Annotated in this window: 23 protein-coding genes; 17 read left to right on the forward strand and 6 right to left on the reverse strand. The window is 63.0% G+C overall.

Annotated elements, in window-relative coordinates; all coding sequences use genetic code 11:
- Positions 1–53: 53 nt before the first annotated feature.
- The 8 genes from mukF (at position 54) to ACFWHB_RS10180 (ending at position 9,436) form a co-directional block, all read left to right on the forward strand.
- On the forward strand, positions 54–1,373 hold the full coding sequence (gene mukF / locus ACFWHB_RS10145) for a chromosome partition protein MukF (protein ID WP_163156949.1): 1,320 nt from the start codon (positions 54–56) through the stop codon (positions 1,371–1,373).
- Positions 1,354–2,091, forward strand: a complete 738-nt coding sequence (gene mukE / locus ACFWHB_RS10150) for a chromosome partition protein MukE (RefSeq protein WP_041205837.1) — start codon at positions 1,354–1,356, stop codon at positions 2,089–2,091. Before mukF ends, mukE begins: the two co-directional genes overlap by 20 nt.
- A 45-nt stretch (positions 2,092–2,136) precedes the next feature.
- A complete protein-coding gene (gene mukB / locus ACFWHB_RS10155) occupies positions 2,137–6,564 on the forward strand; it encodes a chromosome partition protein MukB (protein ID WP_395950091.1) in 4,428 nt (1,475 codons plus the stop codon).
- Between the two features lie 169 nt (positions 6,565–6,733).
- Entirely contained in the window at positions 6,734–7,123 is a 390-nt protein-coding gene (locus tag ACFWHB_RS10160; RefSeq protein WP_139743831.1) for a septal ring lytic transglycosylase RlpA family protein, read from the forward strand.
- A gap of 177 nt (positions 7,124–7,300) precedes the next feature.
- Positions 7,301–7,774, forward strand: a complete 474-nt coding sequence (locus ACFWHB_RS10165) for a cupin domain-containing protein (protein WP_290071131.1) — start codon at positions 7,301–7,303, stop codon at positions 7,772–7,774.
- A gap of 35 nt (positions 7,775–7,809) precedes the next feature.
- Positions 7,810–8,259 carry a GNAT family N-acetyltransferase gene (locus tag ACFWHB_RS10170; protein ID WP_395950092.1) on the forward strand — a complete coding sequence of 150 codons (450 nt, stop codon included), beginning with the start codon at positions 7,810–7,812 and terminating at the stop codon, positions 8,257–8,259.
- A 204-nt stretch (positions 8,260–8,463) separates the two neighbouring features.
- Positions 8,464–8,793 (forward strand): putative quinol monooxygenase, encoded by a 330-nt coding sequence (locus ACFWHB_RS10175; protein ID WP_393938256.1) that lies wholly within the window; start codon positions 8,464–8,466, stop codon positions 8,791–8,793.
- Positions 8,794–8,944: 151 nt separating this feature from the next.
- A complete protein-coding gene (locus ACFWHB_RS10180; protein ID WP_395950093.1) occupies positions 8,945–9,436 on the forward strand; it encodes a SixA phosphatase family protein in 492 nt (163 codons plus the stop codon).
- A 115-nt stretch (positions 9,437–9,551) separates the two neighbouring features.
- Here the strand turns inward: ACFWHB_RS10180 and ACFWHB_RS10185 are convergent, their stop codons facing one another.
- Together ACFWHB_RS10185 and ACFWHB_RS10190 are read right to left on the reverse strand one after the other, a co-directional pair.
- Positions 9,552–10,145, reverse strand: coding sequence for a hypothetical protein (locus tag ACFWHB_RS10185; RefSeq protein ID WP_290028125.1), 594 nt, complete (start codon positions 10,143–10,145; stop codon positions 9,552–9,554).
- Between the two features lie 188 nt (positions 10,146–10,333).
- Entirely contained in the window at positions 10,334–10,537 is a 204-nt protein-coding gene (locus tag ACFWHB_RS10190; RefSeq protein ID WP_106886705.1) for a hypothetical protein, read from the reverse strand.
- A 201-nt stretch (positions 10,538–10,738) separates the two neighbouring features.
- Here ACFWHB_RS10190 and ACFWHB_RS10195 point away from each other — a divergent pair, with 201 nt between their 5' ends.
- On the forward strand, positions 10,739–11,608 hold the full coding sequence (locus ACFWHB_RS10195; RefSeq protein WP_395950094.1) for a PhzF family phenazine biosynthesis protein: 870 nt from the start codon (positions 10,739–10,741) through the stop codon (positions 11,606–11,608).
- 119 nt (positions 11,609–11,727) lie between these two features.
- Here ACFWHB_RS10195 and ACFWHB_RS10200 read toward each other — a convergent pair whose 3' ends face one another.
- Positions 11,728–12,363 (reverse strand): LysE family translocator, encoded by a 636-nt coding sequence (locus tag ACFWHB_RS10200; RefSeq protein ID WP_393938249.1) that lies wholly within the window; start codon positions 12,361–12,363, stop codon positions 11,728–11,730.
- A gap of 605 nt (positions 12,364–12,968) precedes the next feature.
- Positions 12,969–13,547, reverse strand: a complete 579-nt coding sequence (locus tag ACFWHB_RS10205) for a PhnA domain-containing protein (protein ID WP_025327068.1) — start codon at positions 13,545–13,547, stop codon at positions 12,969–12,971.
- 192 nt (positions 13,548–13,739) lie between these two features.
- Here ACFWHB_RS10205 and ACFWHB_RS10210 point away from each other — a divergent pair, with 192 nt between their 5' ends.
- The 6 genes from ACFWHB_RS10210 (at position 13,740) to ACFWHB_RS10235 (ending at position 18,464) form a co-directional block, all read left to right on the forward strand.
- Complete coding sequence (locus ACFWHB_RS10210; RefSeq protein WP_395950096.1) at positions 13,740–14,933, forward strand: methyltransferase; 1,194 nt, start codon at positions 13,740–13,742, stop codon at positions 14,931–14,933.
- Positions 14,934–15,096: 163 nt separating this feature from the next.
- Positions 15,097–16,542 carry a chitinase gene (locus ACFWHB_RS10215; RefSeq protein ID WP_395950098.1) on the forward strand — a complete coding sequence of 482 codons (1,446 nt, stop codon included), beginning with the start codon at positions 15,097–15,099 and terminating at the stop codon, positions 16,540–16,542.
- A gap of 174 nt (positions 16,543–16,716) precedes the next feature.
- A complete protein-coding gene (locus ACFWHB_RS10220; protein WP_262110485.1) occupies positions 16,717–17,082 on the forward strand; it encodes a VOC family protein in 366 nt (121 codons plus the stop codon).
- Between the two features lie 218 nt (positions 17,083–17,300).
- Positions 17,301–17,699 carry a GFA family protein gene (locus tag ACFWHB_RS10225; protein WP_290028131.1) on the forward strand — a complete coding sequence of 133 codons (399 nt, stop codon included), beginning with the start codon at positions 17,301–17,303 and terminating at the stop codon, positions 17,697–17,699.
- Positions 17,700–17,746: 47 nt separating this feature from the next.
- A complete protein-coding gene (locus ACFWHB_RS10230) occupies positions 17,747–17,965 on the forward strand; it encodes a DUF4287 domain-containing protein (protein WP_270824282.1) in 219 nt (72 codons plus the stop codon).
- An 88-nt stretch (positions 17,966–18,053) separates the two neighbouring features.
- The gene (locus ACFWHB_RS10235) at positions 18,054–18,464 is read left to right on the forward strand and encodes an SRPBCC family protein (protein WP_290028132.1); all 411 of its coding nucleotides are present in this window, start codon (positions 18,054–18,056) and stop codon (positions 18,462–18,464) included.
- 40 nt (positions 18,465–18,504) lie between these two features.
- Here ACFWHB_RS10235 and smrB read toward each other — a convergent pair whose 3' ends face one another.
- Positions 18,505–19,029: an endonuclease SmrB gene (gene smrB / locus ACFWHB_RS10240; protein ID WP_025327061.1), complete on the reverse strand. Its 525-nt coding sequence runs from the start codon at positions 19,027–19,029 to the stop codon at positions 18,505–18,507.
- Positions 19,030–19,094: 65 nt separating this feature from the next.
- Between smrB and prmB the strand changes: the two genes are divergently transcribed.
- Complete coding sequence (gene prmB / locus ACFWHB_RS10245) at positions 19,095–20,030, forward strand: 50S ribosomal protein L3 N(5)-glutamine methyltransferase (RefSeq protein ID WP_106887942.1); 936 nt, start codon at positions 19,095–19,097, stop codon at positions 20,028–20,030.
- A 16-nt stretch (positions 20,031–20,046) separates the two neighbouring features.
- The gene (aroC, locus tag ACFWHB_RS10250; protein WP_025327059.1) at positions 20,047–21,135 is read left to right on the forward strand and encodes a chorismate synthase; all 1,089 of its coding nucleotides are present in this window, start codon (positions 20,047–20,049) and stop codon (positions 21,133–21,135) included.
- An 89-nt stretch (positions 21,136–21,224) separates the two neighbouring features.
- Here the strand turns inward: aroC and ACFWHB_RS10255 are convergent, their stop codons facing one another.
- On the reverse strand, positions 21,225–22,037 hold the full coding sequence (locus ACFWHB_RS10255) for a substrate-binding periplasmic protein (protein WP_395950194.1): 813 nt from the start codon (positions 22,035–22,037) through the stop codon (positions 21,225–21,227).
- Between the last annotated feature and the right edge of the window lie 312 nt (positions 22,038–22,349).

Raw genomic sequence — 22,349 nt, forward strand, 5'->3', positions numbered from 1 at the left:
AATCACCACGAGGGGTCTTGTGCCCCCGTTTATAACAACGAGATGATAACGTCATGATGAGTACATCCCGTACCCTGCCAGAGACGGTGGGATGGGTCAGACAGGAGGGCCTCTCCTTGAATCTGCCCACCGACAGGCTGGCCTTTCTGATTGCGATCAAGACCCTGTCCGAGGACGAGTCTGATCTCTCGGAGGCCGCGCTGCACGACGCCTTTGGCTATGTGAGCAGCGCCTTCGGCCAGATGGACGAGACCCTCATCGGTCGCGCCAACAACGCCATCAACGATCTCATTCGCCAGCAGTTGCTGTCGCGCTTCACCACCGACATGGTGGCGGGGGAGAGCCTCTATCGCCTGTCGCGCCTTGGCATGAGCATCGTCGACTTCTTCATGGATCAGCGCCAGGTCGACTCCATCAAGCTCTCCATCCTGCTCGAACACCTGGCATCCGAGCTCGACACCGCCCGCAAGGCGGCGCTTGAGACCAATACCCGCGAACAGTGGGATGCAGAGGTGCTGCCGCGCCTCTCCTTCTCCCTGGAGGAGACGCTCGGGCGCATCGATCTCACCCAGCGCGCCATGGACGAGCAGCAGAATCAGGTCAAGAACGAGATAGCGGCCCTGCTGACCCAGAACTGGATCGACGCCATCCACAGCTGCGAGAAGCTGCTGCGCGAGACCGGCCAGACCCTGCGCGAGTTGCAGGATACCCTGGACGCCGCCGGCCACCGGCTGCAGGCGGGGCTGCTCAACATTCAGGAAGCGGCACAGGGACGTGAGGATCTGTTCCACGTCGAGGAGCTGACCCATGCCCTGCAGGGGCGGCTCGACGTCATCACCTCCTGGGGCCAGCAGTGCATCGAGCTCTGGTCCCGTTATGACAGGCACGTCCACAAGTTCATCCGCAACGCCATCGACATGGACAAGAACCGCGCCTTCAGCCAGCGGCTGCGGGAATCCATTCGCAACTTCGAGCAGCACAACTTCTTGCTCAGAGTCGCCGAGGAGCCGCGCCTGTTGGAGCTGCGGGACGAAACCATCGCCATCCACGACGAGGAGGTGACTGGCGAGGTGCCCCTCGAGATGGAATTCATGGAGATGGTGGACATCAACCAGGCGCTGGCGGAGCGCATCGAGCGCTATCTGGCTCGCTATCCCGAGCAGGGACAGCAGCTGGACCTGGCCGACGTGCTGCGGGAATACCTGCTCGATTTCCCGGCCCACGCCCACTTCGATGTGGCGCGTCTGCTGATAGACCAGGCCGTGCGCCTCGGCCATGCCAGCGGTGAGCGCGAGCTGCACCGCCAACCCGCATGGAAACCCATTAACCAAGCTGGATCCAAGGTTCAGGCCTATGTCATTGATCAATTCTGAGTTTCCCTTGCCCCTGCGGCTCGCAGAGGCCATCGCCAACCCCTTGTTTCCGCGCATCGACACCGCCCTGCGCTCGGGGCGCCACATCAGTGCCGACGATTTCGAACAGCATTCGGCCCTGGTGGAGTTCCATGGCGAGCTCGAGATCTTCTACGGCCGCTATCAGGTCGAACTCATCAAGGCGCCTGAGGGCTTCTTCTACCTGCGTCCACGCCCCAGCGCCGACATCGGCACGACCGTGCTCTCCGAGCTCGATATGCTGGTGGGCAAGGTGCTCTGTTACCTCTATTTGAGCCCGGACAGGCTCGCCTCCGAGGGGGTCTTCACCATGGGCGAGTTGCAGGAGGAGGTGCTCGGTCTGGCCGACGAGAAGCAGTTGCTGCGCATGGTCAACAGCCGCTCCGGCGGCACCGATCTGGACAAGAAGAAGCTGCTCGAGAAGATCCGCACCTCCATGCGCCGTCTCAAGCGCCTCGGGATGATCACCGCCCTTGGCAACAGCGACAAGTTCAGGGTCAACGAATCCGTGTTCCGCTTTGCCGCTGACGTGCGCTCCGACGAGGATCCCCGCGCCGTGCAGCTGCGGATGATCCAGGAAGGGGAGGCCATCTTCCACGACGACGAGATGCCGAGCAGCGATTCGCTGTTTGACGACATCGAGGGAGATTTGGATGAAGAGCAGCTGGAGCTGGAGGTGGAAGATGATCTGCAACGTTAATGTGCTGGCACAGATGGAGTTGGCCGGTTTGATGGAGAGTGCGGCGTGAGAGGCAAATTCAAATCCCTGACCATGGTCAACTGGAACGGCTTCTTCGCCCGAACCTTCGATCTCGACCAGCTGGTCACCACCCTGTCCGGCGGCAACGGGGCGGGCAAGTCCACCACAATGGCGGCCTTTATCGCGGCCCTGATCCCGGATCAGTCCCTGCTGCATTTTCGCAATACCACGGAAGCGGGCTCCAGCAGCGCGTCCCGTGACAAGGGGCTCTACGGCAAGCTGCAGCGCGGCCACTGCTATTCGCTGCTGGAAGTGATGAACAGCCGCGAGCAGCGGATCTGGGTCGGCGTCCACCTGGAGCAGGTGGCGAATCGCGACAACAAGGTCAACATCACCCCCTTCGCCCTGGTGGATGTGCCAGAAAACCTGCAACCCACGGATCTGCTGCTGGAAAAACTCCATGACGGCAAGGGCCGGGTACGCGCCTTCGCCGATCTGAAGGGGGCCGCCGCCGAGCTGGGGGCCATGAAGGTCGCCAAGTTCAATACGGTGACCGATTATCACAACTTCATGTTCGAGTTCGGCATCACCCCGAAAAAGCTGAGGGATCAAAAAGATCGCGGCAAGTTCTATCGCCTGATCGAGGCCTCCCTCTACGGCGGCATCTCTTCGTCCATCAGCCGTTCCTTGCGGGAATACCTGCTGCCGGAGAACTCCGGGGTGCGCAAGGCGTTCCAGGACATGGAGGCGGCCATCTACGAGAACCGCCGCACCCTGGAGGCCATCAAGGAGACCCAGGGCCAGCGGGATCTGTTCAAGAACCTCATTACCGAGACCACCCACTATGTGGCGGCCGAGTATGTGCGGGGCGCCGCCGAGAAGAGCCGTCTCTCCGAGCTGGCCCTGAAGGCGCGCGCCGAGCTGGCCGGCAAGCGTCGCCTGCTGGCGGAAGAGAAGCAGCGCGCCATCTATCTGGCGGACGAGGTGGATCAGCTCACCAACCGCGAGAAGCTGTTGACCGACGAGCTGGAGTCCGCCGCCGAGCACCTCTCGAAGGTGATGGCGGCCGTGGCGCTGCAAAAGAAGATAGAGCTGTATCGCGCCGATCTGCGGGAGCTCAACGACAAGCTCGAGCAGCAGCAGGCGGTGGTGGAAGAGATCCACAGCCAGTTGCTGGAGGTGGAGGAGCGCAAGGAGCTGGCCCAGGCAGAGGTAGACAGCCTCAAGACCCAGCTCGCCGACTATCAGCAGGCACTGGACATTCAGCAGACCCGCGCCATCCAGTACCGTCAGGCGGTGCAGGCGCTGGAGACGGCCCGCACGCAGTGCGAACTGCCGGGACTGACCGCCGAACAGGCGAGCGACACCCTGCATCAGTTCCGCGCCGCCGAGCAGAGCTTAACCAGTCGAGTACTGGGGGCCGAGCAGCAGCTGGCGCTGGCCAAGGCCGCGGTGGCCGAGCATCAGGCCGCCCTGACGCTGCTGCTCAGCATTGCCCCCGAGACCGCCCGCGAGGCCGCCTGGCCAACGGCGCAGGCGCTGCTCAAGCGTCATATCGAAGACAAGGCCCGCATTGCGCAGGGGCAGGGGCTGCGCGTGGCGCTGGCTCGCCTAGAGAAAGAGAGCGACAGCCAGAAGAATCTCTTCAAGTTGCGTGACGAGCTGCAGCAGGCCTCTGGCCAGCTGATCGCGAGCCAAGACGAGCTGGAGCTGTTTCTTGAGGCCCAGCGCAACCGTCAGGAAGAGCTCGCCGATCAGCAGGCGGAGGCGAACCAGCGCCGCGCCAGCCTCGAGCATCAGGGCGCCCAGCTCGGCCGCGATATCACCGAGCTGACCAGGCTGGCGCCGCGCTGGCTCAAGTCGTTCGAGAAGCTCGAACAACTGCGCGAGCAGAGCGGATTGCCGCTGGCCACCGCCGAGGAACTCTCGGCCGGTATGCAGAGCGTGCTCGACAAGGAGCGGGAGTTCGAGCAGGAGAGCAACCGCATCCAGGGCCAGAAGCAGGCCCTGGAGCTGCAAATTCGCAACCTGCAGCTGGGGGCCGGTGAGGCGGATCCGCGCCTGGCCCGCGTTGCCGAGCAGGTGGGGGGCGTGCTGCTCTCCGACGTCTATGACGACATCTCCATCGACGATGCCCCTTACTACTCCGCGCTCTACGGCCCGGCTCGCAGCGCCCTGGTGGTGCTCGACCTTGAGGGCGCCATAGAGCGACTGAAAAAGCTGGAAGATTGCCCGGAGGATATCTACCTCATTCAGGGCAACCCCGACTCCTTTGACGAGGATCTGGTGGAGGCCGACGAGCTGGGGGATGCCGTGCTGGTGCGCACCAGCAAGCGTCAGGTGCGCTTCTCCCGCTACCCCGAGCTGCCGCTCTTTGGCCGCGCTGCGCGGGAAAAACGCATCGAGCAGCTCGATCTCGAGCGCGAAGGTCTCATCGAGGGTTACGCCAAGGCCGCCTTCGAGCAACAGAAGTACCACCGCCTCTACGGGCATTTTCGCGACTTTATCGGCCAGCATCTGGATATCGCCTTCCTGCCGGACCCTGAAAATCAGGTGCAGACCAAACAGGCCGAGCTGCGTACCTTGCAAGGGGCCATGGCCGAGTGCGACAAGCAGCTGAGTGAGGCCAAGGCGGCCGCCGCCCAGCTGACTCGCCATATCCAGCTGGTGCAGGGGATGCTGCCCTTTGCCCATCTGTTTGCCGAGACTGATCTGGCGGCCCGCCTCGAGGCGGCCCACGCCGACGTCGAGGCCCTTAAAACAGCCGAAGCCTTTATCGCCCAGCACGGCAAGGGGCTCGAGAAGCTCGAGACCCTGGTGCAGGTGCTGCGCCAGGATCCCCAGGATCTCTCTGCCCTGCAGGCAGCCTTTGACGAGGCGAGCGAACAGCTGGCCGAGCAGAAGCGCCGTTGCTACGCGCTGGATCAGTTGGTGGCCCGTCTGCCGCACTTTGCCTATCAGGATGCGCAAGACCTGCTCGGCAAGGCCTCGGAGATGAGCGAGCGGCTCAAAGAGAAGCTCAAAGCCGCCGAGCTGGCGGCCCGCACCGCCGGTGAGCAGCACAAGCAGATTGCCCAGCGCCACACCGAAGCGCTGCAACTGCGCACCGCGCTCGATTCCAGCGCCTCGGCCAAGGGCCAGACCCTGGCGGAGTTCGAGCAGGAGCTGGGGGCCATGGGGCTCACCCTGTCCGACGACATGGAGGAGAAATCCCGCGCCCACAAGAAAGAGATCGAGGAGCTGCTCATTCGCACCCGCTCCCGTCGCACCAGCGCCGAGGCCCAGTTGCAGGTGACCAAGCGCGAGATTGAATCCCTCGGGGGGCGTCTCAAGCTGGAGGGCAAGGACTACTTCGGCGCCCGTAAATCCCTGGTGGGCCACAAGGCGAACTGGTCTCGGGTAGTGCGGCTGGCGCGGGAGACCGATGTCGAGAAGCGCCTCAACAAGCGCGAGCTGGCATACCTTGACAGCGACGAGCTGCGCTCCATGTCGGACAAGGCCCTCGGCGCCCTGCGGGTGGCGGTGGCCCACGACGAGGCTCTGCGCGATGCGCTGCGCCTCTCCGAAGGCAACCGCAGCACAGAGCAGAAGGTCGCCTTCTACGTGCAGGTCTACCGTTACCTCAAAGATCGCATCCGCAACGACATCATCCGCTCGGACGATCCGGTGGAGGCCATCGAGGAGATGGAGATCGAGCTGGCGCGGCTCGCCGACGAGCTCAAGCAGCGGGAGAACCATCTGTCCCTCTCCTCCCACGAGGTGGCGGCCAAGATCACCAACATCATCCGCCGGGAGCAGAACCGCATCCGGGTGCTCAACCAGGGCCTGCAGAACATCGCCTTCGGCCTGGTGCGCGGGGTGCGCCTCAACGTCAACATCCGTGAGGCTCACACCCGTCTGCTGACGGCGCTCGCCGATCAGAGCGCCATGCACAACGATCTGTTCGCCGACAAGGAGCTCAGCTTCTCCGAGGCCATGGCCAAGCTGTTCCAGCGCCTGAACCCGCAGATAGAGCAGGGGGAGCGCAACTATCAGGTGATGGGGGATGTGCTGCTGGACTATCGCAACTACCTGGAGCTCGAAATCGAGGTGCAGCGTGGTGCCGATGGCTGGCTGCGTGCCGAGAGCGGGGCCCTCTCCACCGGCGAGGCGATTGGTACAGGTCAGGCCATCCTGCTGATGGTGCTGATCAGCTGGGAGGAGGAGTCCCGCCGTCTGCGCGGCAAGGATATCGCCCCCTGCCGTCTCTTGTTCCTCGACGAAGCGGCGCGCCTGGACGGCAAGTCCATCGCCACCCTGTTCGAGCTGTGCGAGCGCCAGGACATGCAGCTGCTCATCGCTGCACCGGAGAACATCAGTCCCGAGAAGGGCACCACCTACAAGCTCATCCGCAAGGTGCAGGGCAAGCACGAGCACGTGCACGTGGTGGGGCTGCGGGGCTTCGGTTTCGCCGATGACAAGCTGATCGCCTGACCTCTTCCCCTGACAGGGGCTGACGGGTGAACACACAAACGGGAGGCTTGGGCCTCCCGTTTTCCATGGGAAATATGAGAGAGTAGGCGCCTGTTCGCGGGATCCAGACTGGCGATGCAGGGTAACGGCCATGGCACATCAACCTGACATCGCATCGAGGGAATAAAGCATGACGTGGAAATTACAAAAAGGGCTGCTGGCCTCCCTGTGCCTGCTGCTCGCGGCCTGCAGCAGCCAGCCTGATGCGGGCAGTGCGGGCAACTTGCGGGGTTATACCCAGACTGGGCTGGCCTCCTATTATGCCGATCGCTACCACAACAAGCGCACCGCAAGCGGCGAGCCCTACCAGAAGAGCGCCAACACCGCCGCCCATATGACGCTGCCCTTCGGCGCCATGGTGCGGGTGACCAACCTTGCCAACGGCAAGAGTGTGGTGGTGCGGGTCAATGACAGGGGCAACTTCCCGAGGGGGCGAGTGATCGATCTCTCAAGGGCCGCCTTCAGCAGCATAGGCAACACCCGATCCGGTCTTCTCAAGGTCAAGGTCGAGGTGTTGTAGAGGGTCATGAGCCCGGCCCATTGCACAGCGGGAAACGGCAAGGCCCCGGACATTGCATCTCAGCGTTGACAGCCTCCAGCCTCCAGTCGTATCTGTGTTATTGCATGACTGCCACTCAAGGCACTCGGCTTGTCTCTTGCTGCCCCTCGCCAGGGCGCCAATATGGAGGTTGTTGAGATGACGAACCGGACACCTATTCAGGCCATACAGATCCCGGAGAACAAGGCAAAGTCCCTCTATCCGGAGCCCTTCGCCTCCCTGGTCAAACACCGCACCAGACGCAGACTGGGGGACCACTTCGGTCTTGCCAATCTGGGGGTGAACCTGACGACCCTGGCGCCGGGCGCCATCTCGGCGCTCAAGCATCACCACAGCAGGCAGGATGAGTTCATCTATGTGCTCTCGGGCACCCCTATGCTGCGCTACGGGGAGGAGGAGTACCTGATGTCGCCGGGGGAGTGCATCGGCTTCAAGGGTGGCAACGGCCTGGCCCACCAGTTGCTCAACCCTGGGGAGGTGGAGGCGGTTTATCTCGAGCTGGGGGACAGGCTGGCGGGGGACACAGTCCAATACCCTGACGACGATCTGGCCCTGGTTCAGGGCGCCGATGGTGCCTGGGCTGCCAGACATAAGGACGGGACCCCCTATTAGGGGTCCATCACTCTTTGGGAAAGCATGATAAGCCTATGAAATTCATCCCCTTCGGTGAGGTGCGCGCAGAGGATTTTCTGCCCCTGGTCAACGACGAGACGCTGCGAAAGCACCTGATTGACCATCCCTCCTTCGAGCTGGCCACGGTGCGGCGCTGGATGGAGGAGAAGATGGCGATAGATGCGCTGCCCGGTTGCCGCGTGCGCGCCGTCCTCATCGATGGCCGACTTGCGGGGTGGTGCGGCCTCCAGCCCGATGAGGAGGGGATCGAGATAGCCATCGTCATCGCCAGGGCGGGTTGGGGCAGGGGTCTCGCCATCTTCAACGAGATGATGGGGTGGGCGCGCAGCATGGGCCATCAGGAGGTCGTCTTTCATCTGCTTGGCACCCGCCCCTTATACAAGTCCCTCGCCAGGCGCGCCACCAGGGTGACAAAGACGACACTGTCGGGGCACCCCTTCACCACCTATTACTTCAGCGTTTAGATCTGGAGCAGGCCCTGACGGCGAGCCGCGCGCCTGCCTCTGGCCGCGCTTATGTCCCTGCCGCCGTCCTGTTGTTCACCCGGGTGAACACTCTGTCCATCTTGCCCATCTATATCGACCTGGCCGCCATGTTGAGGGAGGCGGCTGCCATGAGAGGGCAGGCACCTCCCGGTCTCTTGATGATGTGACAGTGGAGAAGTAGGGATGAAGAGAGAGTCGGACAAGATAGTGTCGATCGCCGTGCTCAAGGCCAAAGCCGGCATGAGAGAGCGCCTGCGCCACGAGTTGCTCGCGCTGATAGCGCCCACCCGCCGGGAGCCTGGCAATCTCGATTATGTGCTGTTCGAGTTGAAGGACGAACCCGGCACCTTCTACATGCGAGAAGCCTTCGTCAGTCAGGCCGCCCTGGATGCCCACTGCGAGACGGACTATTTCCAGGCCTTCGCCCGCCAGGCGGACGACTTGCTGGCAGAGCCCCTTCGCCTCATCTTCATGGAAGAGGTGAGCCCGCCATCGGCCATGGGGCCGGGCTGAGCGCCTGCCGCTCGCTTGCTCCATGCTCCCACAGGGTGCGGCTTCGCTATGATTGAGATGGCGCAGTGACGGGGACTGAGGGCAGGCAAACCCCGGTTGTCACTAGCCAAAGGTGACACGGGTCCTATCGTCGGCCGTCACGGGAGGCGTCATGAAGAGAACCCTGATCCTGGTGCGTCACGGCAAGTCGAGCTGGGAAGAGCAGGGGCTGCCTGACAGAGCGCGGCCGCTCGCCGAGCGGGGCCTGCGCGACGCGCCCCTGATGGGCAGACGGCTGGCGCACGATAAGGTGCGACCCGATCTCATCCTCTCGAGCCCCGCCTGCCGGGCCTTGTCGACGGCGAACATCATCGCCGAGGTGCTCGGCTACCGGCCAGAGGAGATAATGACGGACGAGCGGCTCTATGGCGCAGATGTGAGGACCCTGATGGAGGTGATGGGTGAGCTTGGTGACGAGTTCAGGTGCGTCATGCTCTTTGGTCACGATCCCGAGTTCACCGACCTTGCCCACCGTTTATCCGGCAGGATCACCCGGATGCCGACCTGCGCCGTCGCCCGCTTCACCTTTGACGCCCCCTCCTGGTCGGCCGCCCTGTCGCAAACGCCGGTGACTGCCGCGCTCGACTATCCGAAAAAGGGGTAAGTGAATAGCAAGAGGAAGCGCAGGGTAGTCGCTCACCGGGGTCTGGTGAAGAAGCCGGCAAGAGATCAAACAAGAAGGGGAGCCTAGGCTCCCCTTCACATTTCCGTCATGTCGCTTATTTGGCGGCGATCGGCCCCTTGGTGCCCGCATCGTTATCGACCCAGCCATCTTCCCCCTTGATGCGACGATCCCCCTGTATGGTGTAGATGACCATGCCGTCCTTGAACACCAGGGCCCCGTCGGATTTCTTGGCACTGACCTTCTTGTCGTTGACCCACACCTGATCCTTGTCGTCGATGCGGATGGTGGCGACGGTGGCGCCCGTCTCGGGGAAGGTGGCGACCCAGTTGCCGGCGTAGGGGCTGGCGCTGGTGGCCGCCGCCGGAGCATCACCAAACCCGGCGGCCGCGTTCTCGGCCTTGGTCTTGTTGATGTCGCAACCACTGAGCTCGCTCACCTGGGTGCAGCCGGAGCGCTCCAGCTTCTGTTCATAGCTCATGTTCAGACCGCTGTCGGCGGCCGGGGCGGCAGCACCGAATCCCGCCTTGGCGTTCTCCGCCTTGGTCTTGTGAATGTCGCAGCCCTGGGCTTCGCTCACCTGGGTGCAACCGGAGCGCTCCAGCTGCTGGGCATATTTTGCGTTGATGGCGTGAGCCGGGGCCATGCCCAGCAGGGTCAGGGTCACGATCAGTGCAGCATTCCTGGACATAATTCATCCCTCAAAATGTGAGTCTTGCCGGTTCATCGCAGCCTTGACTGCCATGAGCAACAGCCTGGGTTCGCGGCAATATCCTGGGTGCGAGGTGGCAGGCCTGTTTCACGTTAGCACCAGGAACGGGACTCGCACAGGGGGGCGAAAAAATAGGTGCCATCCACGGGCTCCCTGAGCCCGCGGACTCAGCTTTGGGGCACTCTTATCCCCTTGTCGAGGTAGAGGCTGCTGTAGTGGGCGCGATGGGTGACGAACATCACCTGGTGGCGGCTGCCGTCAGAGAGGATGACGAAATCTCCGGCCTGGGCCGGGCTTTGCAAGAGGATCTCGTGTTCGGGGGCCGTCAGCTTGTCGACCTCTTCCCTGAAGATGAGGGTGTATGAATACATATGGCACTCCACTGCAGGCGCATATACAGACAGGTTTCCCAACTCTAGCCGCCAGTGCCCGGATCCGCGGCGCTCAAGCGGCACCTGTGCGGCCGTTAATTTTATGGGTAAGCTGACCCCCTAATGGGCTCCCCCGGAAGTGGCCGCAAGGATGAGCCTATGAACCCCATTTTTCGTGAAGCAAGAAGCCAAGGAGTTGTCATGACGGAGCTGGTCACTGAGCTGGTGCGGATCGCCGCCTTTTCCGAAGGATCCCGCGGGGGCAATCCCGCCGGTGTCTGGGTAGGGGCCCAACTGCCGACGGCGGAGGAGATGCAGCGGATCGCCGCCGAGGTTGGATTCTCGGAGACGGCCTTCGCCGCCCCGCTGCACAGGGAGGGGCAAGGCGCAGAGGTGCGCCAATGGCGGGTGCGCTACTTCTCTCCCGAGGCGGAGGTGCCGTTTTGCGGCCATGCCACCATAGCCCTAGGGGTGGCGCTGGCGCGCCGCTTCGGGGCAGGGGACCATGCCTTGCGCCTCAGCCAGACCCAGATTCGGGTCTCGGGCTGGCAGGATGATCAGGGGCAATGGCAGGCGGCGCTGCAATCCCCGCCGACCCACAGCAAACCGGCGCCGGCGGATCTGATGCGCGAAACCCTGGCGCTGTTTGGCTATGACGCGGCCAGCCTTGATCCCCGCATACCCCCGGCGATCATTCACGGTGGCGCCGATCATCTGGTGCTGGCGCTCAAGGATCGCGCAACGCTCTCGGCCATGCACTATTCACAGGCGCAGGGGCGCCTGCTGATGCGCCGCGAGGGCCTGGTGACCATTCTGCTGGTGCATGTGGCCGGGGAGAGGCTGTTCCACACCCGCAATGCCTTCGCCTACGGCGGCGTCTATGAGGACTCGGCCACCGGGGCCGCGACAGCCGCCTTCGCCGGCTACTTGCGCGACCTCCACTGGCCCCACGGGGGCGCCATCGACATAGTGCAGGGGGAAGACATGGGCATGCCGTCGCGGCTGCGCGCCGAGATCCCGGCGGAATCCGGCAGTTCAATTCGGGTGTCAGGCGGGGCACGTCTGATGTGATGGCTTGATGCGAGAGTGAGAGCCCGGCCGCCGTCTTGGCTGAGGAGTGAAGGGGAAGAGCCTCTTGGAGGGCAAGACAGGCCCCTGATCCTGCGCTGATCAGGGGCCTATGGATACGCTTAGGGTCGGCCGCTCAACAAGATGGCGCCGCCCAGAGAGATGAAGATACCCCCTGTGATGCGGCTGAATAGACGCTTGCCGCGCACCGGCTTGAAGTAGCTGCCGGCGCGTCTGGCCAGGGCCACATAGCAGAGGTGCACCAGGCTGACGATGACGCAGATGGTCAGGTACATGGTGAGGAACTGGATGGGTAGCGGGCTCTGGTGATCGAGAAACTGGGGCAGCAGCGCACAGAGGAAGATGATGGTCTTGGGGTTGCTGGCCGACACCAGAAAGGCTTCCCGCAGCAGGGAGCCCTTGCTCCTTGATGGAGGGCTGGCGCCAACCCGTTGCGCCTCCTGACTCCCCGCGTCGGTTGCCCGCAGTGCCTTGTAGCCGAGATAGATCAAGTAGCCACCGCCCGCCAGCTTGAGGGCGAGGAACAGAGGCGGCAAGGTCTGCAGCAGAGCCCCTACACCCATGGCAACCAGACAGATGAAGATGGCCTGACAGAACAGATTCGCGCCTATGGTGAGCAGGGCCGGACGCCAGCCGAGCTGCAAACCGTTCTTGATCACCAGCAGCACATTGGGCCCCGGGGTCAGGGTCGCCAGCAGATAGGCCAGCAGGAACAACATCCATGTATCCAGACTCATGATATCTCCTTCATAAAGAGCACATCATGCTCCGCCCCAGGGGCCGCGTCCAGTGACGACTGTTACCCAGATGTGGCTGTTTTTCAGGTGCTTAACTTAAGTGGTAGCTATAGGGAGAAGGGGCATTTGGGGACTTTGCTGCTTGGCACAATAAAAAACCGCCCTTATGACGTGGGCGGTTTTTTTATGGTGCCGACCCTTATTTCAGGGCTTTCTTCAGCTTCTTGATCTTGCCTTCGTGCTTGGCAATTTTATCCTTGCGGGCGGCGATTTTCTTCTTGATATCTTTCTTGCTGGCTTTGGCCATAGGTAGTGCTCCTTGTGTCAAGAGGACATCATGGGGTCATGATGTTCAGGATCTGTCCATGTCAAGAGCCCAGAGTGCCACATGAATTCCATCCGGGCCAGTGTTTCGCGGTTCCGGGAGCGGGTGCTCCCCTGACATAAACCCGGCGAAGAGGTGGCTCGCTCATCGGGACTGGTTTGCAGGATAGTCCAGTTTCCCGGCGGCGCCACTGTGGCAGCGCCGACATTGTCGGTGGCCAGACAACAAAAAAGCGCCCATGGGGGCGCTTCTTGCATCATCCGAACCACCAGCCAGGGGATCAGGCCTTCTTCAGGTAGGCCGCGACCAGCACTATCTGCACGCCGTTGACCTTGCCTTCGATGTGCAGCGGGTTGTTGGTCAGGCGAATGCCCTTGACCAGGGTGCCACGCTTGGCGGTGAAGCCGCCGCCCTTTACCTCGAGATCCTTGATCAGGGTGACGGAATCCCCCTCCTGCAGCACGGCGCCGTTGGAGTCGACGGTGGGCACGCTGTCGTCATCGTCGCTGGCGCTGCCCGCTTCGGCCCAGGCCTTGGTCTCTTCTTCCATGTACATCATGTCCAGCATGTCCTGGGCCCAGATCTCGCCCCGGGCGGACAGGTTTTTAAGCTGGCGCCATGCCATCACCTGCACTGCCGGCACCTGGCTCCACATGCTGTCACCCAGGCAGCGCCAGTGGTTGACCTCTGTGGTGTCCGGCTGCTCCAGCTGGCCACGGCAGGTGGTGCACAGCGCCACGCTGTGGTCATCGTCACTGGCGGGGGAGTGTGGCACCGGGAAGGCAGTCAGCGCATGTTCTGCTCCACACAGCTCACACTTGGCGTCCGCACGCGCTTGCAGGATGGCATTGATGGTCATGTTTTGGTTCCGTTCATATGGGTAAAACGACCCGCTTGGGCGAGTCGCGCTAATGAGGGGGCGGAATATAGCACAAATCCCTGCTTTTTGTCAGGCTACCAGCAAGGGCGGGGGGCAGGCGCGCTGGCGAGTGCTTTTTGATGGCAGATCGCTAGAATGAGCCTCCCTTTTGGATAGCAGGACAAGCTCACCGTGCTGGCTCACCGTTTTCGACAACTGGATCGCTTGCTGACCGAAGAGAGACGCTGGTGGCAATACCAGCCCTATCATCATCTGAGCCTGGCCTTCGCCGACCAGGCCCCCGAGCTTGCCGCCTGCCTGAGCGGCCTCAGCCTTGACGAGATAGCGCACCTCGACGGCGACATGGGGGCACTGTGCACCCTGCTTGCCCCCTGGATCCCGGCAGGGGCCGAGCTCCATGCCCTGAGCGAGATCGACGCCTTTGTCCCCGAACCCATTCACTGCGCCAGGGCCATGGCGATGTACATGCCGGGGCGCAAGCAGGCGCAGATAGAAGCCTTCACCGGTTGCCTGCCCGCCCATCAGGGCCCCTATCTGGAGTGGTGCGCCGGCAAGGGCCACCTGGGGCGCCTTGTCTCCCTGCATCGGGGGGCCGAGATCCTGAGCCTCGAATTGCAGCGCACGCTCTGCGAGGAGGGGCGGCAGCTTGCGGCGCGGGATGGTGCCCGCATGCAGTTTGTGGAGGCCGACGCCTTCGCCGCCGAGTCGGGGGCGCTCATCGCCCCGCACCATCACGCCATGGCGCTCCATGCCTGCGGCGAGCTGCATACCCATCTGCTGGAGCAGGTGGTCGAGCGCGGTGCCCGGGGCGTGACCCTCTCCCCCTGTTGCTATCACCTGATCCGCACCTCTCATTACCGCCCCCTGTCACAGGCCGCCAAGGCCAGCGCCCTGCACCTTGGCAAGAGTGACTTGAAGCTGCCGCTGCAGGAGACGGTGACCGGCGGTGCCCGCATCTCCCGCCTGCGCGAGCAGGAGGTGATCTGGCGTCTCGCCTTCGATTGCCTGCAACGGGAGGTGCGCGGGGTGGATCAGTACCTGCCGGTGCCCAACCTGCAAAAGAGCCTGCTGGCAGGCAGTTTCGAGGCCTTCTGTGATTGGGCCGCCGAGCGCAAGGGGATGCTGTTGCCTGGGGGGATAGACCATGGCGACTTCCTCGCCAGGGGGGAGCGACGCTTTGGGGACGTCGCCCGCATGGAGCTGGTGCGCCATCTGTTTCGCCGTCCGCTGGAGATCTGGCTCGCCCTAGATCGCGCCTTATTCCTCGAGGAGCAGGGCTATGAGGTAGAGCTGGGGGCGTTTTGCGACAAGCCCATGACCCCTCGCAATCTGCTGATCCGGGCGGTGCGCGTTCAGGTTGCATAAAAACGAGCGTTCCGGGATCAAAATGAGGCCATGGCGAGGTTTCATCTGAGTGCAGAGTGAAATGGCTCACAATTTCGCCAAACTCTTAATTCTTGTCGTGAATTTAGTTGTGGGGGCGCCTATGCTCGCCCTGAACTTCACATTGAGACAAGGATTGTTATCTATGTTCACACTCAAGCGCAGCGCCTGGCTCATCACCCTTGCCTGGGCCTTGCCAAGCCAGGGGGCCATGACGATACAGCCCGATCCGCAGACCAGCGGCGGCTATCTGATAGCGGCGCCGGATCTCGCCGCCGTGGAGCAGGCCAAGACGGCCAATCCCATGTACGGCATCTGGTCAAAGGCATTGGCCACCCGACCCAACACCCTGGTGGAGGCGATTGTGCCGAGGCGAGCCGACAACCCGGACAACGTCAAACGGGTCGAGCGGGTCTTTACCGAATCGGACTGGGATTTTTTGACCCAGATGGCTGCGCCTGAATATACCTATGAGCGCTTCCTGCGGGCGGTCGGCAAGTTCCCCGCCTTCTGCGGCGACTACACGGACGGGCGCAATGCGGACGCCATCTGCAAAAAGTCCATCGTCACCGCCTTCGCCCACTTCGCCCAGGAGACGGGCGGCCATATCGGCAAGGACAATGTGTCCGACAACCCGCTGGGGCTCGAGGAGTGGCAGCAGGCGCTGGTGCATGTGCGCGAGATGGGCTGGGCCGAGGGGCAACTCGGCTATACCACTGGCTGTGGCCAGAATGACTGGCAGAACAGGAAATGGCCCTGCAGCACGGGGCAGGGCTACTTTGGCCGTGGCGCTAAACAGCTCTCCTACCACTTCAACTACGGCGCCTTCTCCGAGGCGATGTTTGACGGCAACGCCTCTGTGCTGCTGAACAACCCCGGCCTGGTGGCCGACTCCTGGCTCAACCTCGCCTCCGCCATCTGGTTCTTCCTGACGCCGCAAGCCCCCAAACCCGCCATGTTGCACGTCATCGACAGAACCTGGGTGCCCTCCCAGCGCGAGATCGCGGCGGGCATCGGCTATGGCTTTGGCACCACCATCAATGTCATCAACGGCGGCATAGAGTGTGGCGAGCAGAACAAGAACAAGGGGCAGCCGGTCAACCGCATCCGCTACTGGGAAGGGCTGGCCGCCCACTACGGGATCCCGCTGCTCCCGGACGAGAAGAACACCTGCTGGCAGCAGACCCCCTATGGCAGCCTCAACCTGAACGGCGCCACCGACGTGCTTTACACCAACTGGGACGGCAACTGGAAATATTATGCCGACAGGCCTGGTGGCTACTCGTTCGAGTGCGAGCTGGTGGGATTCCAGACCGCCTATTCGGCCCTGGTGCCGGGGGATTACGAGAAGTGCGTGACCAACTTCTACGGCTCCCACGCCAACTGGCCCAAGGTGCGGGTGGTGGCCAAGCTCGATCCCGCGCCCGTTGACCCGACCGACCCGCCCGTGGGAGATGTGCCCGCCTGGGTAGCCAGCAAGGTCTACACCGCAGGCAATAAAGTCAGCCACAAGGGCGTGGTGTATCAGGCGAAGTGGTGGACCCAGGGCAACGAGCCGGGCAAGGGAGATCCCTGGGCGCCGGTGAACTGAGCCCGGCAGGGCGCGTCATCAGTCATGATGGGGAAGGGGGGGGATGGGCCTCTCTTCCCCTCTTTCATGGGGATCCGGCGCAAGGGGGCCTCTGATAGGCCCGGCGGGCACTTGCCTGCGCTCTTCATCTATTCGAGGGAGCTTGGGATCTCATCCCACACAGAGGAGTGACACATGAATATCGCCATCCATTTTGAAATTCCGGTGCAGGATCTGACGCGGGCCATCCGCTTCTATGAAGCGCTCTTCGAGATAGCCCTCGAGCGGGCGCAGATAGATGGCAACGAGATGGCGCTGTTTCCGCTCCTTGACGGCATGGCGGGCTGCTCCGGCGCCCTGGCAAAGGGGGAGAGCTATGTGCCGAGCCAGGACGGCACCCGGGTCTATCTGAAGGTCGCGGACATAGAGCGGGCCATGGCCCGGGCGCTGACAGCGGGAGGGGAGTGTCTCTATACCATCACCCGGGTGAGCGAGCACATCCGGGTGGCCGAGCTCAGGGATTGCGAAGGCAACCGCATCGCCCTGCAGGAGGGGCCCTGAGTGTTATTCATCCGGTGCATGGGGGTTATTGAATCATTCGCGTCATGAATGAAGGCGGCGAATGTCCCCTTTTGGAGGGAGGCCAGGGTCGTCAGCCCCGCGGTGTGGCCCCGGGATGGTCAGTTGCCGCCGCCCGGATCCCGTGCTACTTCATCTGGTGCGGCAAGGAGTCAAGATCCACTTAGCCCCGTCTGCCGCTCAGAGCTCAAGGAGGCATCATGGAAGGTCATTGTCTGTGTGGCGGGATCACCGTTTCAAGCGGCGATCACAAGGAGGTCAACCTGTGTCACTGCGCCATGTGCCGGCGCTGGTCCGGCGGGCCCATGTTCGCGGTGCATGGTGGCAAGGGGGTCAGTTTCAAGGGGCTCAGCCCTGTGGCCTACCGCTCGTCCGAGTGGGCGGAGCGCGGCTTCTGCCCCACCTGCGGCACCCACCTTTTCTACCATCTGTTGCCGACGGACGAGTACATCCTCTGTGCCGGGCTGTTTCAGGAACAGGGGTTCGAGCTCACCGGGCAGATCTTTATCGACGAGAAACCGGACTTCTACGAGCTGAAAAACGACACCCCGACCCTGACCGGGCAGCAGGTGTTCGAGCAGTTCGCCCCCAAACCCTGAGCCCGTCGCTGCGCCAGCAGTGTCGGCAAAACCCCAAGGAGACTGTCATGGATGAGCAACAGAAGGTGAGGGGGCCTGCCTCCTATTTTCCCTCCATCGAGAAAACCTATGGGCAGCCGATTGCCCACTGGCTGGCCCTGCTGGCAGGGCGGGAGGAGCGCAAACACATGGCGCTGGTGGCCTGGCTCAAGGCCGAGCACGGCCTGGGCCACGGCCATGCCAATGCCCTGGTGGCCCACCATCTGGCGCAGCACCCCACGCCCTGAAGGCGCAACAGGAGCCGATGCCGTGTCGTTGCGCAGGGGGTCTGCCTGCCGCCGCGCCGGATCAGCAGGTAAATAGAGGAGAAGAGGGATGAAGATAAGCGTCAGCGTCCGGGTCGAGCGGCCACTCGCTCTGGTATGGGAGGGGTGGAACACCCCCGCCAGCATCATGGCATGGAACGCCGCCTCCCCCGAGTGGCACTGCCCCGGCAGCCGGGTGGATCTGCGGGTCGGCGGGCTTTTTTGTCACCGTATGGCCGCCCGGGATGGCAGCATGGAGTTTGATTTCGAGGGCACCTTCACCGAGGTGGTGCCCCTAACCTCCCTGGGTTACGTCATGGACGACGGCCGCGCCGTCAGGGTGACGTTCGTGGAGGAGCAGGGAGGCACCCGGGTGCACGAGGAGTTCGACGCCGAATCCGAACACAGCGGCGAGCAGCAGCGCGCCGGCTGGCAGAGCATACTCGACAACTTCAAACGCTATATGGAAAGCGCGTCCTGAGACGCGCTTTTCGAGCAACCTTCTCCTGCCCGGCGCCGGGCTACTCCTCGATATCCAGCAGCACCAGGATGGCGCTCTCGCCCCCCCATTCCCGCGGGGCCTGATGGAAGGCGCGCACATTGGGGTGCTGGGCCAGCCAGCTCGGAATGCGCTGCTTGAGCACATGTTTGCCGATGCCGTGCATCACGGAGGCGACGTGAATGTTCTCTTTCTGGCACAGGGTGAGCAGGGCGGCCAGCTCCTGCTTGGCCTGGAGCTGACTCATGCCATGAAGATCCAGATAAATCTCCGGCGGATAGAGGCCGCGCTTGAGCTTTTTCAGCTCGAATTTTGACACGTCTTCACGCACAAAACGGGTCGGGCCCTCTTCGTCCAGATGAGGCTGGTACTCGTCGCTGAAAAAGTGGTCAACCCCAAGCTTTTCGCGGCTTTCGCGCAGTTCGCGTTTCTGCTTGACCGGGCTTGAGGAGGCCCTTATGGTATCTTGCTTAATTTTCCGGGTACCTTTGACAGCATCACGAAACAGCAGGCTTTCCTCGTCTGTGGGTGAGGGCGATTTTTTCATCAGGTACTCGTCTTGCTCGCTGTATAGAATTCTCGGGCCGGATATTACTCGACTTGGAGGTGGATTTGGACAAGATATTTATCGACGAGGTGGTTGCCGAGATGCACACCATCCAGGACATGTTGCGCTGGGCCATGAGTCGTTTCAACGACGCCGGGATCTTCTACGGACATGGTACCGACAACGCCTGGGATGAGGCCGTGCAACTGGTGCTGCCCGCGTTACATCTGCCGCCGGACGTGGATCCGGGTATGCGCCACTCCCGCCTGACCACCAGCGAGCGCCACCGCATCGCCGAGCTGATCATCCGCCGGGTACAGGAGCGGGTGCCTGCCGCCTACCTGACCAACAAGGCCTGGTACGCGGGTTGGGAGTTCTACGTGGACGAGCGGGTGCTGATCCCGCGCTCCCCCATCGCCGAGATGGTGGCCAACCGCTTCGCCCCCTTCCTCAAACATGAGCCGACCCGGATCATGGATCTCTGCACCGGCTCGGGTTGCATCGCCATCATCATGGCCCACGAGTTCCCCCATGCGGAAGTGGATGCCATCGACATCAGCGTCGATGCCCTCAACGTGGCCGAGCGCAACATCAACGACCATGGCCTCGAGCAGCAGGTCATCCCGATCCGCTCCGATCTGATGCGCGACCTGCCCGCCGGTGACAAGTACGATCTCATCGTCTCCAACCCGCCCTATGTGGACTCCGAGGACATGTCGGACTTGCCTGAGGAGTTTCGTCACGAGCCGGAGCTGGCGCTGGCATCGGGCTCCGACGGCCTCAAGCTCACCAAGCGCATCCTGGCCAATGCCGCGGACTTCCTCAAGGATGACGGCGTGCTGGTGGTCGAGGTGGGCAACAGCATGATCCACCTGGAAGCCCAATTCCCCGAGGTGCCCTTTACCTGGGTCGAGTTCGAGAACGGCGGTCACGGTGTCTTCGTGATGACCCGCGCCGAGCTGGTGCAGTACCAGGCCCATTTCGCGATTTACAAGAGCTAAGCAGCAAGGAGCACCCATGGCAGGGAACAGTTTTGGCCAACTCTTTCGGGTCACCACCTTTGGCGAGAGCCACGGCCTCGCGCTCGGCGCCGTGGTCGACGGCTGCCCCCCGGGGCTTGAGATAAGCGAAGCGGATCTGCAAATCGATCTGGACAGGCGCAAGCCCGGCACCTCCCGCTACACCACCCAGCGCCGCGAAGCGGACGAGGTGAAGATCCTGGCCGGGGTGTTCGAGGGACGCACCACGGGCACTTCCATAGGGCTCTTAATCGAGAACACCGATCAGCGCTCCAAGGACTACTCCGAGATCAAGGATCTGTTCCGTCCGGGCCACGCCGACTACACCTATCACCAGAAGTACGGCCAGCGTGACTACCGCGGCGGTGGCCGCTCCTCGGCGCGCGAGACCGCCATGCGGGTGGCGGCGGGGGCCATCGCCAAGAAGTACCTCAAGCAGATGCACGGCATCGAGATAGTGGGCTTTCTCTCCCAGCTCGGTCCCATCAAGGCCGAGGCCTTCGATGCGAGCCAGATCGAGCAGAACCCCTTCTTCTTCCCCGATGCGGGCAAGCTGGAGGCTCTCGACGAGTACATGCGGGCGCTCAAGAAAGAGGGCAACAGCATAGGCGCCAAGGTGGCTGTCATTGCGCGCAACGTGCCTGTGGGACTGGGTGAGCCGGTGTTCGACCGGCTCGACGCCGACATCGCCCACGCCATGATGGGCATCAATGCGGTGAAAGGGGTCGAGATAGGTGACGGTTTCGCCGTGGTGGAGCAAAAAGGCTCGGAGCATCGCGACGAGATGACCCCGGCAGGCTTTGCCAGCAACCATGCGGGCGGCATCCTCGGCGGCATCTCCTCCGGCCAGGACATAGTGGTGAGCATGGCGCTCAAGCCCACCTCCAGCATCACTGTGCCGGGCAAGACCATCAACACCAGCGGCGAGGCTACCGAGATGATCACCAAGGGGCGCCACGATCCTTGTGTCGGCATCCGTGCCGTGCCCATCGCCGAGGCCATGCTGGCCCTGGTGCTGATGGATCACCTGCTGCGCCACCGTGCCCAGAACCAGGGCGTGCATACCCAGACCCCGCTGCTGCGCTGATCTGCAAGCAGCGCTGTTAGCTGATCATCATGCTCTGCAAAAAAGGCGACCCCAGGGTCGCCTTTCTCGTTTGTGCGGTGTCGTCAGGGTCAGCCCTGAGTGCCTTCCTCCCGGGGCTGGCTGCCATCGAGGCGGCACACCGGCGGGGCAAACGCCGCGTCCGGCGCCGGGAGGTCGGCGATGACGGCATCGATGCGGGCGAGCTCTGCGTCGCTCACCGCCTGGCTGGCAAACATCAGGCTGACCGGCTGCTGGTGCAACAGCACCTGACACAGGGTGAACTCCTCTGCCCCCAGCTGGGCCAGCCGATGGCGGGCATATTGCCACTCTATGATGACCCCATCGAGTCGCCGCGCCAGCAGGAGGGCGATCAGCCTGTCATCCGAGTTGTATTCGCTCGCCTGCCGAAGGGAGGGGCAGGCGTCGCTGAGGGGGAGGGGACGGGTGCCTCGCAGCTTGCCAAGGCGTAGCCCCGTCTGCTGGCATAGATCCGCTAGGCCCCTTATCCCCTGCCAGCGATCTGGGTTCCCGGGGGCCGCCTTGTGGCTGAGCAGCACGAAGCTGGCACGTCTGTAGGGGGCCGAGAAGCGGGCGAAGCGCGCCCGCTCCGGGGTCTTCAGGGCTCCCATGGCGACATCCAGCTGCTGGCGCGCCATCAGGTGCAAGGCCCGGGCCCAGGGGAGGTTGCGAAACTCGGGCTCAAGATTGGCGCCGCGGAGGATCTGGCGGGTCAGGGTCACGTCCAGCCCGCCGAGCTCACCGTCGGCCTCGATCTCGCTGAAGGGGGGCCAGTGGCTCCAGGCCACCGACAGTGTCTCCCTGGCGCCCAGAGGCAGGCTCAGTGTGAGCAGCAGGCCCAGGCTCGATGCAGAGCGGATGGCGGCCTGGATATGTCTTCTGATCAAGCAGAACCTCCCTGTTCTGTGTCGTGAGTGTATGAATACGCACCCCAGGATGGGCATGGGCTAGCCCTGGCGAGCGTCATCATCGCCATTCTGCCCCGCCATAGCGGGCTTTTCCACCCGTGCTGGGAGGCATATCACATTTTCCTCGTCTAAGTGCGCCAACTCCGTTAGACTGCGCCTCTATTCTTTCCCCTTTGCTCTGCTCCCCGGGGAAATCGTTGTTTTCTCTATAGGCCCAGATCCTGTGAGATGGCATCGGCTCAGCAGAGGAGCCCCACCACAGATCCCCGGCGCCCCTATCCCTAGCAG

This window comes from Aeromonas mytilicola subsp. aquatica (assembly GCF_044336385.1).
GTDB lineage: Bacteria > Pseudomonadota > Gammaproteobacteria > Enterobacterales > Aeromonadaceae > Aeromonas > Aeromonas rivipollensis.

Excerpts from the sequence above, each read along its gene's own strand:
- ACFWHB_RS10215 (WP_395950098.1), top strand. The coding sequence starts at position 15,097 with ATGTTCACACTCAAGCGCAGCGCCTGGCTCATCACCCTTGCCTGGGCC.
- ACFWHB_RS10180 (WP_395950093.1), top strand. The coding sequence starts at position 8,945 with ATGAAGAGAACCCTGATCCTGGTGCGTCACGGCAAGTCGAGCTGGGAA.
- mukE (WP_041205837.1), top strand. The coding sequence starts at position 1,354 with ATGTCATTGATCAATTCTGAGTTTCCCTTGCCCCTGCGGCTCGCAGAG.
- ACFWHB_RS10170 (WP_395950092.1), top strand. The coding sequence starts at position 7,810 with ATGAAATTCATCCCCTTCGGTGAGGTGCGCGCAGAGGATTTTCTGCCC.
- ACFWHB_RS10205 (WP_025327068.1), bottom strand. The coding sequence starts at position 13,547 with ATGACCATCAATGCCATCCTGCAAGCGCGTGCGGACGCCAAGTGTGAG.
- aroC (WP_025327059.1), top strand. The coding sequence starts at position 20,047 with ATGGCAGGGAACAGTTTTGGCCAACTCTTTCGGGTCACCACCTTTGGC.
- ACFWHB_RS10220 (WP_262110485.1), top strand. The coding sequence starts at position 16,717 with ATGAATATCGCCATCCATTTTGAAATTCCGGTGCAGGATCTGACGCGG.
- ACFWHB_RS10225 (WP_290028131.1), top strand. The coding sequence starts at position 17,301 with ATGGAAGGTCATTGTCTGTGTGGCGGGATCACCGTTTCAAGCGGCGAT.
- ACFWHB_RS10230 (WP_270824282.1), top strand. The coding sequence starts at position 17,747 with ATGGATGAGCAACAGAAGGTGAGGGGGCCTGCCTCCTATTTTCCCTCC.
- ACFWHB_RS10235 (WP_290028132.1), top strand. The coding sequence starts at position 18,054 with ATGAAGATAAGCGTCAGCGTCCGGGTCGAGCGGCCACTCGCTCTGGTA.
- smrB (WP_025327061.1), bottom strand. The coding sequence starts at position 19,029 with ATGAAAAAATCGCCCTCACCCACAGACGAGGAAAGCCTGCTGTTTCGT.
- ACFWHB_RS10200 (WP_393938249.1), bottom strand. The coding sequence starts at position 12,363 with ATGAGTCTGGATACATGGATGTTGTTCCTGCTGGCCTATCTGCTGGCG.
- ACFWHB_RS10195 (WP_395950094.1), top strand. The coding sequence starts at position 10,739 with ATGACGGAGCTGGTCACTGAGCTGGTGCGGATCGCCGCCTTTTCCGAA.
- ACFWHB_RS10190 (WP_106886705.1), bottom strand. The coding sequence starts at position 10,537 with ATGTATTCATACACCCTCATCTTCAGGGAAGAGGTCGACAAGCTGACG.
- ACFWHB_RS10165 (WP_290071131.1), top strand. The coding sequence starts at position 7,301 with ATGACGAACCGGACACCTATTCAGGCCATACAGATCCCGGAGAACAAG.
- ACFWHB_RS10175 (WP_393938256.1), top strand. The coding sequence starts at position 8,464 with ATGAAGAGAGAGTCGGACAAGATAGTGTCGATCGCCGTGCTCAAGGCC.
- mukF (WP_163156949.1), top strand. The coding sequence starts at position 54 with ATGATGAGTACATCCCGTACCCTGCCAGAGACGGTGGGATGGGTCAGA.
- ACFWHB_RS10160 (WP_139743831.1), top strand. The coding sequence starts at position 6,734 with ATGACGTGGAAATTACAAAAAGGGCTGCTGGCCTCCCTGTGCCTGCTG.
- ACFWHB_RS10185 (WP_290028125.1), bottom strand. The coding sequence starts at position 10,145 with ATGTCCAGGAATGCTGCACTGATCGTGACCCTGACCCTGCTGGGCATG.